General features: G+C 39.1%; 18 protein-coding genes. 9 read left to right on the forward strand and 9 right to left on the reverse strand.

What is annotated here, in order from left to right; all coding sequences use genetic code 11:
• The first annotated feature begins 128 nt into the window (after positions 1-128).
• The 4 genes from AC1M9J_RS06995 (at position 129) to AC1M9J_RS07010 (ending at position 5010) form a co-directional block, all read left to right on the forward strand.
• A complete protein-coding gene (locus tag AC1M9J_RS06995) occupies positions 129-1439 on the forward strand; it encodes a D-alanyl-D-alanine carboxypeptidase family protein (protein ID WP_481952072.1) in 1311 nt (436 codons plus the stop codon).
• A 122-nt stretch (positions 1440-1561) separates the two neighbouring features.
• Positions 1562-2848, forward strand: coding sequence for an NAD(P)/FAD-dependent oxidoreductase (locus AC1M9J_RS07000; protein WP_481586420.1), 1287 nt, complete (start codon positions 1562-1564; stop codon positions 2846-2848).
• Between the two features lie 135 nt (positions 2849-2983).
• Positions 2984-3466: an FKBP-type peptidyl-prolyl cis-trans isomerase gene (locus AC1M9J_RS07005; protein WP_092767151.1), complete on the forward strand. Its 483-nt coding sequence runs from the start codon at positions 2984-2986 to the stop codon at positions 3464-3466.
• A 131-nt stretch (positions 3467-3597) separates the two neighbouring features.
• Complete coding sequence (locus tag AC1M9J_RS07010; protein WP_481952073.1) at positions 3598-5010, forward strand: cryptochrome/photolyase family protein; 1413 nt, start codon at positions 3598-3600, stop codon at positions 5008-5010.
• Positions 5011-5047: 37 nt separating this feature from the next.
• On the opposite strand, the gene AC1M9J_RS07015 is transcribed toward AC1M9J_RS07010, so the two are convergent.
• Together AC1M9J_RS07015 and yaaA are read right to left on the reverse strand one after the other, a co-directional pair.
• On the reverse strand, positions 5048-5632 hold the full coding sequence (locus tag AC1M9J_RS07015) for an HD domain-containing protein (protein ID WP_481591365.1): 585 nt from the start codon (positions 5630-5632) through the stop codon (positions 5048-5050).
• A gap of 33 nt (positions 5633-5665) precedes the next feature.
• Positions 5666-6445, reverse strand: a complete 780-nt coding sequence (gene yaaA / locus AC1M9J_RS07020) for a peroxide stress protein YaaA (RefSeq protein ID WP_481952074.1) — start codon at positions 6443-6445, stop codon at positions 5666-5668.
• Positions 6446-6568: 123 nt separating this feature from the next.
• Between yaaA and AC1M9J_RS07025 the strand changes: the two genes are divergently transcribed.
• Complete coding sequence (locus AC1M9J_RS07025; RefSeq protein WP_481591363.1) at positions 6569-7198, forward strand: alpha/beta hydrolase; 630 nt, start codon at positions 6569-6571, stop codon at positions 7196-7198.
• A 67-nt stretch (positions 7199-7265) separates the two neighbouring features.
• Here AC1M9J_RS07025 and AC1M9J_RS07030 read toward each other — a convergent pair whose 3' ends face one another.
• From AC1M9J_RS07030 to AC1M9J_RS07045, 4 genes are all read right to left on the reverse strand, one after another.
• Positions 7266-7640 (reverse strand): hypothetical protein, encoded by a 375-nt coding sequence (locus AC1M9J_RS07030; RefSeq protein ID WP_481610807.1) that lies wholly within the window; start codon positions 7638-7640, stop codon positions 7266-7268.
• A gap of 111 nt (positions 7641-7751) precedes the next feature.
• Positions 7752-9998 carry a bifunctional prephenate dehydrogenase/3-phosphoshikimate 1-carboxyvinyltransferase gene (locus AC1M9J_RS07035; RefSeq protein WP_481952075.1) on the reverse strand — a complete coding sequence of 749 codons (2247 nt, stop codon included), beginning with the start codon at positions 9996-9998 and terminating at the stop codon, positions 7752-7754.
• Positions 9999-10017: 19 nt separating this feature from the next.
• The gene (gene pheA, locus AC1M9J_RS07040; RefSeq protein ID WP_035267321.1) at positions 10018-11127 is read right to left on the reverse strand and encodes a prephenate dehydratase; all 1110 of its coding nucleotides are present in this window, start codon (positions 11125-11127) and stop codon (positions 10018-10020) included.
• Between the two features lie 281 nt (positions 11128-11408).
• Entirely contained in the window at positions 11409-12551 is a 1143-nt protein-coding gene (locus AC1M9J_RS07045; protein WP_035267322.1) for an acyl-CoA dehydrogenase family protein, read from the reverse strand.
• Positions 12552-12762: 211 nt separating this feature from the next.
• Here AC1M9J_RS07045 and AC1M9J_RS07050 point away from each other — a divergent pair, with 211 nt between their 5' ends.
• On the forward strand, positions 12763-13764 hold the full coding sequence (locus AC1M9J_RS07050; RefSeq protein ID WP_481952076.1) for a glycosyl transferase family protein: 1002 nt from the start codon (positions 12763-12765) through the stop codon (positions 13762-13764).
• Positions 13765-13816: 52 nt separating this feature from the next.
• On the opposite strand, the gene AC1M9J_RS07055 is transcribed toward AC1M9J_RS07050, so the two are convergent.
• The gene (locus tag AC1M9J_RS07055) at positions 13817-14083 is read right to left on the reverse strand and encodes a YeaC family protein (protein ID WP_035267325.1); all 267 of its coding nucleotides are present in this window, start codon (positions 14081-14083) and stop codon (positions 13817-13819) included.
• A 2-nt stretch (positions 14084-14085) separates the two neighbouring features.
• The gene (locus AC1M9J_RS07060) at positions 14086-15027 is read right to left on the reverse strand and encodes an NAD(+) kinase (RefSeq protein ID WP_092767167.1); all 942 of its coding nucleotides are present in this window, start codon (positions 15025-15027) and stop codon (positions 14086-14088) included.
• A gap of 227 nt (positions 15028-15254) precedes the next feature.
• Between AC1M9J_RS07060 and mrcB the strand changes: the two genes are divergently transcribed.
• Together mrcB and AC1M9J_RS07070 are read left to right on the forward strand one after the other, a co-directional pair.
• Complete coding sequence (mrcB, locus tag AC1M9J_RS07065) at positions 15255-17651, forward strand: penicillin-binding protein 1B (RefSeq protein ID WP_481952077.1); 2397 nt, start codon at positions 15255-15257, stop codon at positions 17649-17651.
• A gap of 26 nt (positions 17652-17677) precedes the next feature.
• A complete protein-coding gene (locus AC1M9J_RS07070; RefSeq protein ID WP_481952078.1) occupies positions 17678-18247 on the forward strand; it encodes a tetratricopeptide repeat protein in 570 nt (189 codons plus the stop codon).
• Positions 18248-18277: 30 nt separating this feature from the next.
• On the opposite strand, the gene AC1M9J_RS07075 is transcribed toward AC1M9J_RS07070, so the two are convergent.
• A complete protein-coding gene (locus AC1M9J_RS07075; protein WP_481952079.1) occupies positions 18278-19180 on the reverse strand; it encodes a thiamine phosphate synthase in 903 nt (300 codons plus the stop codon).
• A gap of 136 nt (positions 19181-19316) precedes the next feature.
• On the opposite strand from AC1M9J_RS07075, the gene hemP reads away from it, so the two are divergent.
• Positions 19317-19487 (forward strand): hemin uptake protein HemP, encoded by a 171-nt coding sequence (hemP, locus tag AC1M9J_RS07080; protein ID WP_035267337.1) that lies wholly within the window; start codon positions 19317-19319, stop codon positions 19485-19487.
• The last annotated feature ends 60 nt before the right edge of the window (positions 19488-19547 follow it).

The following is a 19547-nucleotide window of genomic DNA, read 5'->3' on the forward strand; positions in this document are numbered from 1 at the left end:
TTTTACTTGGAGTTGCGCGATTCGTATTAATTGTCTACAAATCTGACTAGAGTTTCAGAAAAAAAAGGCATAGCATGCGGTGTGCTTGATGATCTATGCCATTGGATTGGCTTATATAGGTAAACCCGTTGAAACTCTACTCTGCTCTACTCATAATTTTTAGTTTTTTTATTGTAAATATCACACATGCTTCCTTGTTCGAAGTTGCACCAGAAAGTTTAGAAGCTGAAGCATGGACTGTTTTAGATCCACAATCAGGTCAAGTCATTACTGAACACAATAGCCATGTCCAACGTGCACCAGCTTCGTTAACCAAAATGATGGTGGCATACATCGTTCTGAAAGACATTCAAGCAGGTAAAATTAACAAAAATGAAGTTATTACTGCCACACCAGTTGTCAATGTAGTTCAATGGGATGAGTCTCAGATGTATCTGAAGCCAACTCAACAAATTACGATTGATCAGCTTTTGGCAGGCTTAATTATCATGTCTGCCAACGATGCTGCTGTCACATTGGCTGAACGAATTTCAGGATCAGTGCCTGCATTTGTTCAACGCATGAATCAAGAAGCCAAAGCACTTGGCATGAAAGATACAAACTTTGCCAATCCCGCGGGCATTACAATGGATATGCACTATTCAACAGCGCATGATTTAGCCGTGCTCGCACAAGCACTCACCAATGAAACACCCGATTACCTTGACTACTCGAAACAGCAAAGTTTTACTTACAATCAGCATTTTCACCGTGCAACGAATATCTTACTTAAACAAGATGCTACTGTTGATGGTTTAAAAACAGGGTTTACTCGTGCTGCAGGCTATAACCTTGCACTTACAGCCAACCGACCAACTCAACAATTTGACCTCAATCAAAGGAGACTTATTGTTGTGGTACTCGGTGCTCAAAGTGGCTTTAAACGCGCTGAAATCGCACATCAACTTTTAAACCTATCCTATGCTTATACACGCAATGAAATTGCAATTAAAAATAAGCAACTAATTGCTGAACTCCCTGTAGTCGCATCTACCTTAAAAATGTTCAGAGTCGAAACTAAAAAGCCAAGTATCGTGACGACCTCTTTGTATAACGCGAATCAAATGATTGATATGCGTAATTTTGACAATCAAACTCATCGTTTGATTCAAGCAGATGCTTTTGGATTCACTTCAGCTCTTGAGCCTTTACAGCAAACTCAAACGCATATGAACGTCGAGCTACTAACACAATCATTAACCGCACCTATCGCGCAAATTCAGCAGTTGGCACGTATTCATATCTATCAAAATAACAGACTCATTCAAACGGTATTGATTGAAGATGAACTTCAAATTGATGAAGCATCATGGTTTGAAAGTATTTTGAATTGGTTTAAACAATTATTTAGTTTTGGATCTGGCAGTACAAATCAAGCAAAAATCTATCCTTTAAACTGATTGCAGTTTTTTATTGTAAATCTGTAACTTGTAATACAAAAAGAACAATTCTTTTAAAAAAGAGATGGCATATTAACCCCATCTCTTTTTTATTTATGACGCTATAAAAATAGGAATATTAAATGTCGAATCTTCATCATATTGTCATTGTGGGTGGTGGTGCTGGTGGCTTAGAACTAGCAACACAACTGGGTGACACGCTGGGCAAATCGAAAAAAGCAAAAATTACATTAGTGGACCAAAAGCTCACACATATCTGGAAACCACTTTTACACGAAATTGCAGCAGGTACGTTGAGCCCTAGTGATGAAGAAACAAATTATTTTGGTCATGCTGCGAAGCATCATTATGAGTTTGTATTGGGTAAATTCGAACAATTAGATCGTGAAGCCAAGACCATTCAATTGCTCAAACCTGTTGCATCAACCTATGACCAATCGACTGATCATTTAACGCTAAGTTATGACACTCTTATTCTGGCGGTTGGTTCGGTTTCCAATGATTTCAATACTTCAGGTGTGCAAGAACATTGTCACTATTTAGATAATCCAAAACAGGCTGAACAGTTCCAGCAGCATCTACTTCATCTTTATATCGAAGCTCAAAATAATAATGACCATCGTGAGCTGCATATTGGCATTATAGGTGCAGGTGCAACTGGCGTTGAGCTTGCAGCTGAATTAGTTCAAGCCAAACAAAACTTCTTTAAATACGGTCTTAATAAAATTGACCCTAAAAACGTCAAAATTTCGTTAATCGAAGGCGCTGATCGTATTTTACCGGCTCTTTCTGAAAAAATGTCAGACCACAGCACTAAGCAGCTTAAGCGCATGAATGTGGATATTTTAACGTCTAAGCGTGTCGAAAAAGTGGATGCTGATCAAATTTACTTTAATGATGGAAGTTCAATTCCAGCACAATTAAAAGTTTGGGCTGCAGGCATTAAAACTCCAGCAGTGATTCAAAACCTAGAAGGCTTCGAAAAAGATCGTATGGGTCGCTTACACGTATTTGCAACACTCCAAACAAAAGCAGATCCGAATGTTTTTGCTTTCGGTGATTGCGCATACTGTATTTTAGATGCCCGTGAAACAGCTTTAGGACCGCGTGCGCAAGTAGCAAGTCAACAGGCTGCTTTCCTCGTTGATGCAATGAAAGCGCGAATTTCAGGAAGATCACAACCGATGTTCAATTTTTCTGACAAAGGTTCACTTGTGTCTTTAAGTGAGAATAAAGCAGTCGGCGAATTACTAGGTCAGGTCAATGTCCAAGGATTTGTGGCGAAGTCGATGTATGTATCGCTTTACCGACTGCATCAAGCCACGATTTATGGTTATGCACAGGCAGGATTACTCACAGCCAAAGATTTTGTGACCAGAAAAATAGCACCTAAAATCAAATTGCATTGAAAAATCTAAAAGACGCCCCAATGTAATATTTAAGCGTTATAAATTATCGAAACTGCATTTTTTTTAGAAAATTGTCTACAAAAATTGGTTTTCACTTTATGATGTACCCTTAAAATATTTGAATGGATCATTAACATGACAGTTATTGCAAATGACCTTGTGGTTTTATTTAACTATAAATTGACTAATGCAGAGGGTGAAACTCTCGATCAATCTCAAGGTGAACCACTTGCATATTTGCAAGGCGCTGGCAACATTATCCCTGGCTTAGAGAAAGCAATGTTAGGTAAAACGACTGGTGACAAATTCACAGTAACGATTCCTGCTGCTGAAGCTTATGGTGAGTACAACACTGATTTAGTTCAAGAAGTACCTAAACAAATGTTCCAAGGCGTAGACAACATCGAAGCTGGTATGCAATTCCAAGCGCAAACTGATGATGGCGTTCAAATTGTGACTGTTAAAGCTGTTGAAGGCGAAAACGTAATCGTTGATGCTAACTTCCCGCTTGCTGGTCAAGACTTAACATTTGATGTTGAAATCGTTGAAATCCGTGAAGCTACTCAAGAAGAGTTAGATCACGGTCACGTTCACGGTGTAGGTGGTCACCACCACTAAGATCTACGGATTTTAGGACAAAAAGGTGAAGCTCCTGCTTCGCCTTTTTTTTATGCAAAAAATTACAATGCTTAACGATTTAAATGATTCAAATTCTTATAATTTCCTGAGGATATTTGGATATTAATCATATGAATCTCATTTGGTTTCGTCAGGATTTAAGAGTTAGGGACAACACGGCGTTAATGGAGGCAAACCGGCATGGGAATACTTGTGCATTGGTGATACTTTCACCTGAACAATGGAAATTGCATGATGATGCAGTGATTAAAATTGACTTTTATCTTCGCCAACTTAAATCACTTGAAAGTGAGTTAAAGCAATTCAATATCCCACTTGTAGTGGAAATCGTTCCCCAATGGGATGATGTACCAGCTAGATTATTAACTTTCGCAAATAAATATCAAATTACTGCGATACACGCCAACATTGAAATCGGCGTGAATGAGTTACATCGTGATGCACAAGTCCAGACCTTATTAGAATCGCATCAAGTAACTGTCGAGTATTATCATGACCGCACAATTTTCCCACTTGGATCAATTCGTAATAAGACGCACCAGCCTTACCAAGTTTTTGGTGCTTATAAACGTGCATGCTATGAGATCTTGAATATCTCTGTTCCTCAACCACTCCCTGTACCGAAAGTACAGCCTCATGAGCTTATACAACGCTTTCATACCTCCAAAATTCCATCGATACATGATTTTTATCCTGATGCTCAGATTAAATATCAATGGCCTGTTGGAGAGTCATTTGCACTACAAATGCTCGAGAAATTTGTTGACGAGAATTTAGAGCCCTACAAACAACAACGCGACTTTCCAAACATTGATGCTACCAGTCAATTATCACCGTATTTAAATCTAGGAATTATTTCGATTCGACAATGTTTGGCTGCAATTTTTAGTCGCTCAAATGGCAATTTTCATCTCTACTCTGATGGTCAACAAACTTGGTTAGATGAGTTATTATGGCGAGAATTTTATCAACACATCCTATTTGATTTTCCAAGATTATCGAAATATCAACCATTCAATTTAAATACGTCTAATGTGCCATGGCGTGATGCACCCGATGAATTAAATACTTGGAAATTTGGACAAACGGGTATTCCAATTGTGGACGCTGGAATCCGTCAAATGCTTCAAACAGGTTGGATGCACAATCGTGTCAGAATGATTGTCGCCATGTTCCTTAGTAAGAATTTGCTCATCGACTGGCGTAAAGGCGAACAATGGTTTATGCAACATTTGATAGATGGGGATTTAGCGGCAAATAATGGTGGCTGGCAATGGTGTGCTTCAACAGGTACAGATGCTGTACCTTATTTCCGTATTTTTAACCCCATTAGTCAATCACAAAAATTTGATAGTCAAGGTGATTATATTCGCAAATGGATACCCGAATTAGCTCATCTTGATGCGAAAATCATTCATGAGCCTTATGCTAAATATCCGAATCTTAAACTCAATTATCCAAAACCTATTGTTGATTTAAAGATGAGTCGACAGCGCGCATTAGCTGCTTTCAAATCAGCCTAACGAATGCTCGCTCAAAATTTTGTTTGGCTTGATTTTCTTAAGTGTCATGAAAATATGCTGTTTTATAAATGGATTCCATTTGATAAAAGCTATTAAGAACTTCATTTCGTTTTAGTGTAGAAATTTCAGAGGGTACCCAACTGAATTCTTGATGAATTTGCTGCTGATATTCTTCAAAACGTTTGGCGGTTGAACCAAGAATTGCAAGATCAATATCAAGTAAATAGTTAAGGTCTGAATCAACTGAAGCACGATGCTCTTTGGTCGCTAATATCCACTGATAAATTTTCTCATATCTCCTCATCTCCATGTGGGGAGATATGATGTTCAGCATCAGATCAGCACTTTGTTGTTCATTATCGTGTGCCTTAGGCTCATATATGACATCATGAAACCAAAGAGCTATAGAGACTGATAAAGGATCTTTTAAATTTGGTAGAACCAATTGTAAGTGATCCATACATTCAACGATATGCTGCACTGTATGATAATGCCGATGAGGCTCACTGTAATGAACTTCTAATCTATCAAGAATAGATATGGAATCCTCTGAGGATAGTTCAAGCTGTTGTGCAGTAGCGGCCCAGTATCTTCTCAACTGTTTTAAATATGAATCAATCATCAGACACCTTGCCCAGCTACCGCCTATTTATTTTCAAGCAGCCTGCTCATCACGTTTAAATACGAGCTCACCTTTCAAAGAACTTTCAGCATCGAAATAATAGCCGTCTGTATTGAATGATTTAAGATCATCCACAGTATTAGGTTTATTTTCGATAATATAACGTGCCATCAATCCACGCGCTTTTTTAGCATAGAAGCTTATCACTTTATATTTCCCATTTTTCTGGTCTAAAAACACGGGCTTGATAATTTCAGCTTCAATTTTGCTTTCTTTCACCGATTTATAATATTCATCGGATGCGATATTGACCAATAAATCACTCTTGGCTTCTGATAAATCTTGGTTGATCAATTGGGTAATTTCATCTCCCCAAAATTCGTAAAGATTGTGACCGCGTGGATTTGCTAATTTCGTGCCCATTTCTAAACGATAAGGCATCATTAAATCCAGTGGTCGAAGTAATCCATAGAGACCTGATAGCATTCTTAAATGGCGTTGAGCATATTCTAAATCAGCTTGCGTAAGCGAATACGCATCCAGACCTGTATAAACATCGCCCTTAAAGGCAAATATTGCTTGGCGTGCATTTGATAAATCAAAATCTGATTGCCAATCTCTAAAACGCTCCACGTTAACATTCGCAATCTTTTCACTCACACTCATTAACTTGGCGATTTCTGAAGCAGACAATTTACGACTTACGTCTATAAGCTGTTGTGAGTGGTCAAGCAATCTTGGTAAAGTATGCTCATCAGTTGGAAATGTAGATTCATAATCTAATGTCTTAGCAGGAGAAATTAAGGCAAACATAGAAACCTGATCAAAAAACAATTAATCAAACTATAACAGTAGACTTATTTTATTTCCAATTGTGTTTTTTTTAATTATTGACGTTAAAATATACGATTCTCCTGCACGTTAATCGGTATTTTTATGTCTGAACAAATGTTCATTCAAGGCCCTGTTGGCAAAATTGAGGTTTTTGTAGATTTTCCTCAGTCTGAAGTAAAAGGATTTGCGGTCGTTTGTCACCCTCACCCGCTTCAAGGTGGTACTCCTCAGCACAAAGTTCCCACTCTGCTAGCTCAAATGTTCCTTGAGCGTGGTTATATCGTTTATCGTCCAAGTTTCCGTGGATCAGGTCAAAGTGAAGGGGTTCACGATGAAGGATTTGGTGAAACAGAAGATATTTTAGAAGTCATTCGTCAAGTACGTGCAAAACACCTTACATTGCCTTTTTATGTTGGAGGCTTTAGTTTTGGTGCACATGTTATGGCGAAGGCATATCATGCACTACCTCAAGAAATTCAACCTGAACAAGTCATTCTATGCGGTTTACCAACAGCCACAGTTGCTGGTATCCGTCACTATGTTACTCCAGCAATTAAAGGCGATATTCTGTTTATTCATGGTGAGGCAGATGAAGTCACTTTATTGTCCGATTTAATTGAATGGGCAAAGCCTCAACGCCATATTATTACAGTGCTACCTGGTGCTAATCACTTTTTCACAGGTTATTTGAAGCAACTTCGCGTCGCGATCACTCGCTTCCTTACGGCTTAATATAAATATTACGTGTTTCAGAAAAACCCAGTGTAGATTCTTTACATTGGGTTTGTTTTATTCCTCGTTAGGATTTCCACTCTAGCGATTGGAACGACTCATCTTCTCTTAATGTCTGCTCTACTGCTTGCGCAAGTTGTTTAATCACACTCTGCGTCTCAATTTTTTGGAACCAATCCTGTTCCTCATCTGCATGCGCACTTATTTCACATACAAAATGTCCTTCGCCATCTGGTTGATTACAGTTCACCCCTAAAGCGATTGGGTGATCAGAGACACTGACTTCCAATTCATGCGGATTCGTATTTTGAGTGTGAAATCCATGTTGCACCAACTGTTCAGATAACAATGCTGTAACGTAAGTTTGTGCATTATCATGAGAATGACTTGAATGAGCCTTAGCGTATTTCGTTTGATCAACTAAAAATTGTAATTTTTTCATTTCCTCGTCCAAAGGCTTTTTAATTATATAGAATTAGAATAAGCAATATAATCAAAACAGCCAAGCTTTTGCTTGGCTGTTTGAAAAGAAATATACAAATCTTTGGTCGTATTATTCACTAACTTGAATAGATAAACCCGCTTGTTCAGTGAGTTGAGTAAATGTTGGGAAACTTGTTGCAACGGTTTCAGTTCCCACAATTTTAATTGCGCCTGAAGTACGCAGACCCGCAATGGAGAAACTCATGGCAATACGATGATCATGATGTGACTCAATTTCACCACCTGTAAAGATAGCAGACCAATCACCAGACTTACCTTTACCTTCAATAATAATACCATCATCCGTAGGCGTACAATCAACACCCATTGTTTTCAATCCATCAGCCATCACTTGGATTCGATCAGACTCTTTTACACGAAGTTCAGCTGCACCAGTTAACACTGTTTGACCTTCAGCACAAGCTGCAGCAATAAATAATGCTGGGAATTCATCAATCGCTAAAGGTACTTGATCTTCAGGCATGTGGATGCCTTTCAAAGTACGAGTGCCACGAATTCGAATATCAGCGATTGGTTCACCACCTGCAATTCGTTCATTCTCAACTGAAATATCAGCCCCCATTTGCTTCAAAATTTCGATCACACCAGTACGAGTAGGGTTAATACCCACTGCCTCAAGTGTTACATCTGAATTTTCAGTAATGGCAGCACCCACCATAAAGAACGCAGCAGATGAAATATCTGAAGGCACTTGAATATTCGTGCCAACTAACTTACCACCACCTTTTAAAGAAATACGGTTACCTTCAGTTTTCACATCATAACCAAATGCACGTAACATACGCTCAGAGTGATCACGTGTCGGTTCTGGCTCAGTCACCGACGTTACACCTTCTGCCCATAAACCAGCGAGCAGAATGCCAGACTTCACTTGTGCAGAAGCCATCGGTAAATCGTAATGAATACCTTTAAGTTGCTGATTACCTGTGATCGATACTGGCGGTGTGCCACGCTCACCTGTTGTTTGAATTTGAGCACCCATTTCACGGAGTGGCTTTGCAATACGTTCCATAGGACGTTTGCTCAACGATGCATCACCAGTCATTACTGAGTCAAATTTTTGCGCAGACAACATCCCTGACAGAAGACGCATCGAAGTCCCAGAGTTACCCATATAAAGCTCACTTGCTGGAGCTTTAAGGCCATACATTCCTACACCATGAATCGTGACTTCACCATTTTTTGGACCTTCAATATTTACACCCATATCACGGAATGCTTGAAGTGTTGCTAAGGCATCTTCACCTTCTAAGAAACCAGTAACATGTGTTGTACCTTCAGCGATCGCACCAAACATGATTGAACGGTGTGACACAGATTTGTCACCTGGCACGCTAAATTTTCCAGTAAATGATTTAGCACCCGGCAGAATAGTAAATTGCTGTGTCACAGTTTTGTTCTCCATTAAAGGTTTCTTGGCAAGCATATGGTTAAAATGTTGGCGTGCTGCTTGAGCATGTCCAAGCAATCCCATGAGTGCTTTTGAATCTTCGTTTTCAATGAGCTGTCGAATATGAGCCAATTGGTTCTCAAATCCATCAACAGCATTCAAAATCGCTTTTTTATTGGCAAAGAATATGTCATGCCACATTTGTGGATCACTCGCCGCAATGCGAGAAAAGTCTCTGAAACCACCTGCTGCATAACGGAAAATGTCCAGATTATCTTCACGATTTGCAAGTTGCTCAACCAAATTGAATGCCATTAAATGTGGCAGATGACTTGTATGCGCAAGCACCTCATCATGCTTTTCCACATCCATACAAATTACTTCAGCTTGAGCAGCTTGCCATAACTGAATCAGTTTTTGCACTGCCCACTCAGCACTTGTTGCTAACGGCGTTAATATCACTTTGTGGTTAGCAAATAAATCTACTTTACCTGCATGAACACCAGTATGTTCAGCACCAGCTATTGGATGCCCTGGAACAAAACCTGCGGGTAACTGCTCACCAAAAACCGCAATTGCAGCCTCAACCACATTGCCTTTGGTACTGCCCACATCTGTAATTATAGTATCAGGAGTAATCACAGATTTGATCGAGTTTAATACAGATTGTGTAGCTCTCACGGGTAAAGCAAGAACAATTAAATCTGCATCAACCACTGCATCTTTGGCATCAGCATATCCTTCACTAATCAAACCTAAAGCTTTAGCATCTTCTAACGTTTGAACAGATCGCGTAGATGCCACAACATTTTCAGCAAGACCATGTGCTTGAATGACACGTGCTAAACTTGATCCAATCAATCCTAGCCCAATAAATGCAACTTTTTTAAATAAAGGTTGAGACATATCTAAGTTTCAACTCTTTTTAAAGTACCGCAATTGGGTATGAACCAAGAACACGGATTTCTTTGACTAATGGACGAATTTCTTCGACAGCCGCACGTACGTTCTCTTGTTCGATATGCCCTTCTAAATCGATAAAGAATACATAAGCCCATTTTTCAGGCAAAGCAGGTCTTGTTTCGATACTGGTCAAGCTAATGTTATGTTTAGCGAACGGCGCTAAAATTTCTAATAACGCACCTGCACGGTCATGTGCAGAGATCAATAAAGAAGTTTTATCATTACCACTTTGTGGTACTTTTTCACGCCCAATAACTAAGAAGCGTGTTGTATTTTCTGGATTATCTTCAATATTGCTATGTAAGATTTCTAAATCATATAAGCTCGCAGCTGTTTCAGATGCGATTGCCGCAGAATGCCATTCATTACGGATACGGCGAGCAGCTTCAGCATTCGAACTCAAAGCCACACGTTCAACACCTGGATAATGAGCATCGAGCCAGCCACGACATTGAGCTAAAGTTTGTTGATGCGCATAGATTTGTTTAATGCTGTCTTTACGCGTATTTGAAGAAATCAAAAATTGATGATGAATACGTAATTCAACTTCACCAATCACATTTAAATGTGACGCTTTAAAACAATCAAGCGTGTGGTTAACCACACCTTCGGATGAGTTCTCAACAGGAACTAAACCATAATGTGCACTGCCTGCTTCGACTTCACGGAACACTTCATCAATTGTAGGAAGTGGGCGCACAACCGCATCATGTCCAAAATGCTTCAGTACTGCCGAATGGGTGTAAGTTCCTACTGGACCAAGGAAAGCAATGCTTTGTGGTGCTTCTAAAGCAAGGCACGCAGACATAATTTCTCTAAACAAACGCGCCATCGTCACGTCAGATAAAGGACCTTCATTACGCTCCATCACATTACGCAAAACTTGTGCTTCACGCTCAGGACGATAAAACATTGGATTTTCTTCAGAAGCAAATTTTGCTTTTGCTACAGCTTCAGCAAGTCGTGCTCGACGGTTAATCAGTTGTTGGAGTTGTTGATCTACTGAGTCGATATCTTCGCGGATTTTAGCTAAGTCTAAAGAATTCGTCGTGTTTTGATCATCGTTGATCATTGTAATGTCGCCTTACAGAATCAGTTATGTAAACAGTATAACAATAGTTAGCTTTCAAATGTTAAGCAACCAAACTTTATGGCAATAAGACTTAAAAATATACAGTTGAAATAATCATCAATCCAATACGCGCTATAAATTAGAAAAAAGACAAGAACATTGAATAGGATAGCTTTAATCTTTTTTTTAAAATCAGTTCGTTCTATAAGTTTTAAAATTGAAAACACATTCGAATACATCTCGCTTGTATTCCTCAAGCGAGATGTAAATACGGATAAAAATTAACGTCCTAGCATGCCACGTGCTACGATTTCTTTCATGATTTCGTTGGTTCCGCCGTAGATTCGTTGAATACGTGCATCCACAAAGAAGCGTGAAATAGGATATTCCGTCATATAGCCATAGCCACCAAAGAGTTGCAGTAGATTATCCGCCACTTTCATTTGCATATCTGTACTGAAACTTTTTAATGCAGCTGCTGTTTCAACATCCAATTTCCCTTCTTTATACAATGCTAGGTTTTGATTATAAAAAGCGGCTGTAGCCAGTTCATCGATTTTCGCTTGTGCTAAAACAAAACGAGAATTTTGGAATTGTCCAATTTTTTGACCAAAAGCCTGTCGTTCTTGGACATATTGAACTGTCACATCAATTGAACCTCGAATTGCTCCTAATGCTGTCGCAGCAATCGCTGTCCGCTCACGTGGTAATTCTTGCATCAAATATGCAAATCCCTGACCCGCTTGACCTAAAAGCTGATCAGCTGGAACTTTAACGTTGTCAAAAAAGAGTTCCGAGGTATCTTGGGAATGCAAACCGATTTTGTCGAGATTTGTGCCTTTTTTAAACCCTTCTAAATGAGTATCAACCAATAGAAGTGAGACGCCTTTAGCACGTGCCTGAGGATCTGTTTTAACGGCAAGCACAACCAAGTCTGCATGCTGACCATTTGAAATAAAGGTTTTAGAGCCATTCAAAACATAATGATCACCATTCAAAATGGCATTCGTACGGATGGCTTGTAAATCAGAACCAGCACCTGGCTCTGTCATTCCAATTGCCCCGACCACTTCACCAGAAACCATTTTTGGCAACCAGTATTTTTTTTGTTCTTCGTTCGCGATGTGTAGAATATATGGTGCTGCAATTTCTGAGTGACATGAAATACCTGTCGATAATGCGCTATAACCTGCACGTGCCGACTCTTCAACCAACATCAAAGAATATTCTGTTGGAACACCATAACCACCATACTCTTCAGGAACATCTACGCACAAGAAGCCATTTTCACCAAGTGCATTCCACACTGAACGTGGCATTTTTCCTTCACGTTCCCACTGCTCATAATGAGGAGCAACGTGCTCACTCATAAAACGTTTGAAATTATCACGGAATAATTCTAAATCTGCATCATATGCCAACATTCTTGTGTTCCTTACACTTCATTTTTTTATAAGTTTTCATGCTATCCCGTTTTTTTCCAGTTGTCATGGACAAAAGCGCTTGAAAATTCATACAATTTGGTCAGTCTCAAAAGCTAAAAATAATGCTTGATCATTGAATTTGATATTTAGCTTTTATTCCAAGCATCATTCCACGTTACACTGTCATTAAGAACATCCAACTGCATTGATCATGAATACAAAACGTAATTTATATAAAGACTTTGAACATCCATTTGCGCAATTTGTTCGTATTCTTGGCAAAGGAAAAAATGGTGCGCGATCACTGACCTATGAAGAAGCCTATCAAGCATTTGAGATGATTTTAAAAAATGAGGTATTAGACGTTCAGCTGGGTGCTTTTTTAATGCTTTTACGAGTGAAAGAAGAATCTGTAGATGAACTGGCTGGCTTTGTGCAAGCGACTCGTGATCAACTTAAATTTAGAGCTATTGATGTCGACCTAGACTGGTCTTCCTACGCGGGGAAACGCAAACACTATCCGTGGTTTATCTTATCGGCGTTAACCTTAGCAAAACATGGTCATCGTATTGTAATGCATGGGGCTTCTGGACATACCATCAATCGATTATATACAGAACAAGTTTTAGAGTATTTAGGTTATACCATTTGTCAAAATGAAAACGAAGTGGCATCAGAACTGAATCAGCGTAACTTTGCCTATATACCACTCGAAGCCATTTCACCTACCTTGAGTGACTTAATTGCATTACGCAATATCATGGGCTTACGCTCACCCATTCATACGCTTTCACGACTCATCAATCCCTTCAATGCCAAAGCCACTTTACAAGCGATATTTCACCCTGCGTACCGCAGTTCTCATCAACAGACTGCCGCCAGATTAGGTTACGTTAACAGTGCGGTGATTAAAGGTGAAGGCGGTGAATTTGAACGAAACCCAGATGCAAAAACCTTAATTTGCGGTATACGAGACGGTGAACTGTATGAGCTTGAACTTCCGAAACTCACAGCTGATCGTTCAGCAATTGAAGAAGAGTTGAACTTAGATACTTTCAAAGAAGTATGGTTAGGTGATTCCCAACATACTTACGGAGAGGTGGCTGTTATTGAAACTATGGCAATCGCACTTTACACCATGAATGTGGCTGATACATTTACACAAGCGCAGACTTTGGCTCAAGAATACTGGCAATCACGTCATCGAGTTTAACTTCGGATTAAAAAAAGACACCATCAGGTGTCTTTTTTTTAAGCATAGAACATTATACAAAACGTATAGGTTGAAATTCTGGCTCTGGAACATGTGAATCACATTCATCACCTTCCTCTTTATGACCTTTATCAATATAGCCTGATCTTTCTGTTTCTGGCAGATTTTTAGCTTCCCAAGCAATGACTGCTTGCATTGAAATCTGACGCTGCTCTTGAGTTAAAGCTACACCGTTTGGCCATTTACCGATTTCAACGGCAGTTCTTAAACGAGCAACGATGTCTGCATCCAAAACTGATAACATTTGTTCAATATTCATGTTTAGTCCTGCTGATGAAATGAATCGTAATCTTGATTCCATCCTAGTTTGGTACGACATGCCATATAAAAGTCGTATCCAGGTGGATGTAATAAAGTAAGTTTGAAAGGATGTTTGCGAATATGCAACCAATCACCTTCATTTAAAGAAACACTGTGTTGCCCATCAGCACTCACCATTGGCAACACTCGATTCTTACGAATTTGAATTTTAATTTCACTTTGACCACCCACCACAATCGGACGAGAAGAAAGCGTATGCGGGTGCATTGGCACTAGCGCGATCGCATCCATACTTGGGTGCAAAATTGGACCGCCACCAGAAAGTGCATATGCTGTTGAGCCCGTAGGCGTCGATACAATCAAACCATCACTGTGTTGGCGATAAACATATTGGCCATCAATATGAAGATCAAACTCAATCATATGGACTGACTTACCTGAATGCAGAACCACATCATTCAATGCTATTGCATCATAAATCAGTTCATTTTTACTACGAACTTCGACTTCTAATAAAAAACGGCGATCTAGCTGAAACTCACCTTTCAAGACTTGATCTAATTTAAATAACACTTCTGTCGGTTTGATATCTGTTAGGAAACCTAAACGCCCACGGTTTACCCCGATGACGGGAGTATTGTATTTCACTAAAGATCTAGCCGCTTGAAGCAATGAACCATCACCACCTACGACAATCACCAAATCTGTAACTTCACCCAATAAAGCTCGACTGACCGTTTGCGAATTTTTATAAGGGACCAATTTAGCGGTTTCTGAATCAAAAACTGGATGCAAACCTAAACTAATCAAATGGTCATGAATTAGACTTAAAGTCTCAACCACAGATGATTTATCTGGTCGTCCAATTAATCCAATATTACGAAATGACTTTGCTGAAAGTTGCACGTATGCTACGGCTCCAGATGAATTGTTGAGTATCATATCATCATCATTCTGTGACTTACATATTTCAAGCCTGTTTCATGTTATGAATTTCACGAATAATTTCACATTTCCCCAACTTAAAATCTTAATTTTCTCCTTAATATTGAATTAGATAAATCATTACATTTATCTAAAAAAGGCATAAATTCACAGTTTAATTATTGCAAATTATAAAAAAGCTTCGCATGATGAGCGCAATAAAACAGGGTTTTGCTTTTTGATCTATGAAGTTTGAACGTGGTATTGGCTTAATTGCATTGATTTTCTCAGTGCTGGTGATTTCTGCATTTGTAGCTTTTAGTATTTATCTAATCCGTTTAGATAATATTATTCGCGATAAATTTGAAGGCAATCGTTGGGATATTCCAGCGAAAGTATATGCACGTCCCTTGGAAGTTTATGCTAATGCACCCGTTGAGCAACAAAACTTCATTCAAGAGCTAGGTCTGTTGGGTTACAAAAACGCTGAAGACTATACCAAGCCAGGTAATTTTTTGGTTCAAGGTAATACCATTTATGTCCACACGCGTGGTTTCGATTTTGGTGATAGTGTAGAACCAGAACAAATCCTCCAAGTCAGTTTTGGCGCTAGTCAAATTTCAGAGATTAAAGCAACAAAACCATCGAGTACGGGGATTGCCCGTCTAGAACCAATGTTAGTTGGGGGAATCTACCCTCAACACAACGAAGACCGTGTTCTCATTAAACTCAATCGTGTTCCTAAACCTTTAATTCAAGCGCTTATTGCCACTGAAGACCGCAACTTCTATCACCATCACGGCGTCTCGTTTCGTGGTACAGCACGTGCAATTGTAAGCAACGTTACTGGTGGTAAGCGTCAAGGTGGTTCTACACTCACACAGCAATTGGTTAAAAACTTTTATTTGACCCCTGAACGTACAATCAAACGTAAAGTGAATGAAGCATTTATGGCGTTGTTGCTTGAGTTTCATTATGACAAAGATGAAATTCTGGAAGCATATTTGAATGAAGTTAATTTAGGACAAAATGGTAATTACTCGATCAATGGCTATGGTTTAGCGTCTCAATTTTATTTTGGTTTACCACTTAGAGAATTGAGTATAGCGCAACAGGCTTTCCTTGTCGGACTCGTTCAAGGTCCTAGCTTATACAATCCTTGGAGAAATCCTGAAAGTGCATTAAAACGCCGTAATGTTGTTCTAAACAATATGTTAGTCATGGGATATTTGACTGAAGAGCAATATGAAACTGAGTCAGCTAAACCTTTAAACGTGATTAAAAAACCGACTTTAGGCCCAGCTCGCTTCCCTGATTTCCTAGACATCGTTCGTCGTCAACTCAAAACAGAATACCAAGAAAGCGATTTAACGAAACAAGGTCTTCGAATTTTCACCACATTAGATCCAATCGCACAAATCAAAGTACAAAAATCGTTTACAGATTCAGTATCAAGACTGTCTAAAGCCAATCCTGCACGCTTAAAAGAACTTCAAGGCGCGGTATTAGTTTCTCACCCTGAAAATGGTGAATTGGTTGCGGCCGTAGGCTCAGTATCTGACTTCACAGGCTTTAACCGCGCAGTTGATGCAAAACGTCAGGTAGGTTCATTATTAAAACCTGTTATTTTCTTAACTGCTTTGGAATCTGGTCGTTATAACTGGGCGACGGCAATCGAAGACTCGCCAATTAGTGTGCCAGTCGATCGCAATCAGACTTGGACCCCAAAAAATTATAGCGGAACTTCGTATGGTTACGTCCCAATGGTTCAAGCTTTAGCCAATTCATATAACCTATCTACAGTTCGCTTGGGACAAGAATTTGGACTTTCTTCATTTACCAATCATTTAATGAAGTTTGGCGTGACTTCACCTATTCCAAATTACCCATCGATTTTCTTAGGGGCTGTTGAAATGTCGCCTATGGAAATCATGAATATTTATGGCAACTTTGCAACTGGAGGGTTTAAATATCCTACAAAATCTATCCGAACAGTTGTTGATACCAATGGTCAGCTCATTAATCGCTACAGTTTAAATGTTCAACAAACGATCGACCCATCGGCTGCTTATATTTTAAATTACGGATTACAACGTGTGATGTCGGCAGGTACAGGACGTGCTGCATATAACGGCCTCGCTCCGAATCTAAATCTAGCGGGTAAATCAGGTACGACCAATGATACAAGGGACTCGTGGTTCGCGGGGTATTCAGGTAATCATTTGGCAGTTGTCTGGCTTGGATTAGATGACAATAAAGTCACAGGCTTAACGGGCTCATCTGGCGCTTTACCCGTGTGGACCAACGTAATGAAGCAACTGAAGCAAAAACCTGTCAATTTACGTCAACCTGATGAAGTACAGTGGCATTGGATTGACTCAAATAGCGGAGAGCTTTCAGCACAAGGTTGTCAAGGTGCGCTCTATGTACCGATACTTAAATATACTGTTCCTCGTCGCGCAACAGCATGTGGCTTACCACACTACCAAGTAGAGCCGACTTACGTTCCTGAAACGAATGCAGAAGAAATTCCAGCAGAAGACAGCATCGACCAATATATTCGTGAGAGCGAAACAGAAATGGAACGGGATTTAAATACGAATGCCACTCGAGTACTTTCGAGTGGAAGTTATAATCCTTAAAATAAGTTTAGGAGGAGTTAAGGTTAATGACAAAACTGAATTTTAGCGTACTATTCGCCAGCATATTACTCTTAGGCGGTTGCCAAACTTTAACCTCCTCTCAAAACTCACAACCGTCTCAGAAACCTAAACAAGCTGAGACTAAAACAACACCATCCAAAAAAGATGCCGATGGTATTAAAATTACGCCTTACGATCGACCTGAGATTAAACGGGAACAATTACAAATTGTTATTCCTGAACAAAAAAGCTCAACTCAAAAATTCGATGATGGCCGCCAACTTCCCGCATTTAAAAACTTAATGCAACAAACCCATGATGCATTTCGTCAAGCAAAATGGAGTGAAGCTGAGAAAGCCGCACTCCAAGCACAAAGACTTGCCCCTCAATCTGCAGAGACCTATATGTATCTCGCGATGATTGCCAATCAAAAAAATGAGGCAAAAAATGCTGAATCGTTGGCAAAACGAGGTCTCAGTTATGCTCAAACAGCAACGATGAAGCGACAACTTTGGCAAATTATTTTGAAATCAGGTCAACTCCAAAAAAATCAAAAACTCATCCAAGAAGCACAAAACCAAATCAAGAAATTTTGATTTAAGCATGAGTTTTACTTTTTAATGCCTTTAAAAAGCACGAATACCAGCAATTCCATAAGCTCCATGTTGTATGGCCTGATCTAATAATTCAGGCTTCATACCGCCTAGCGCATAAACTGGTATATGTATATCTTTTGATAACAATTCAAACTGCGACCAACCTAAGGTGTCTTGCTGAGGATGCGATGTTGTACTCAGTACTGGACTTAAAAATATTGCATCAAAACCTAATGCTACAGCTCGACTGACACTAGAATGGTCATGACAGGATGCGATACGTTTAATGCCCTTCCATTCCTCCATAAATGAATCAGAATTTAATTGCATCAACTGATCATGTTTAAATTGTACGGCAAATACTTTTTTCTGATTTGATTCTGATAATCCCATCCACACATCACGATTGATAATGAGCTGATCCAGTTGATTATACTGGTTGAGTTGCAGCGCAAAATCTAAAGCATTTTCAGTTCTCAAATAGCTAACTTGATTAAGATCAATGGTTGTATCGATACGATCTATATTTTTTATTGTAATTTTATTCGGCCAGAGTAGTCGTTTAACAATGGCATCATTGGCTTTAGGAAAATTCAAAATGGTTAGTGCTGAACGATCATACCATGTCCAAGGACTTTGAATATGATCTAGTAGCAACTGATCAACATAAGCCTGATAAATGTGCAATTTTACAATTAGATCTTCATATTCATGCGTAATAAGATCGAATAAATAGACATGATCTAGAAAGATTCCCACCTCTTCTTGAACTTCACGCTGGCAAGCTTGTTCAGGAGTTTCTCCTAACTCCACTTTCCCTCCAGGAAACTCAGCTTTATCCCCCTGATGTAAAGAGACTTCTCTCCATCCTACAAGAACTTGATTTTTGTGGAATAACAACGCTATAGAAACATTAAGTGTTTTTTTTGACATGATTTTCTTTCAAAAAATGAGTGCTTAATTGTAAGCATTTTATGTTTTTTTATAAATGAGAAAAATTATCGTTGACAGCTCTATTCGATAATGATTATCATTTAAATCGTTCACCACATACCACGGAGTCCAAGGAATGAACGCACCATTTAGCTTATTTACACGTAATAACGAAAACCACCAAGCATTACCAATGCTTCACTCAAATAATCTATTTGCTCTAGGCAGAGAAATTCGCATCATGCATGCAGGAGAAGAATATCGCCTTCGTCTCACACGAAATAATCGACTCATTTTGACAAAATAAAAATTCTAAAATTTGATAATAATAATCGTGGAACTAAGCAGTATGAATCAGCGCATACTG

The sequence above is a fragment of the Acinetobacter sp. ANC_7588 genome (assembly GCF_056783995.1).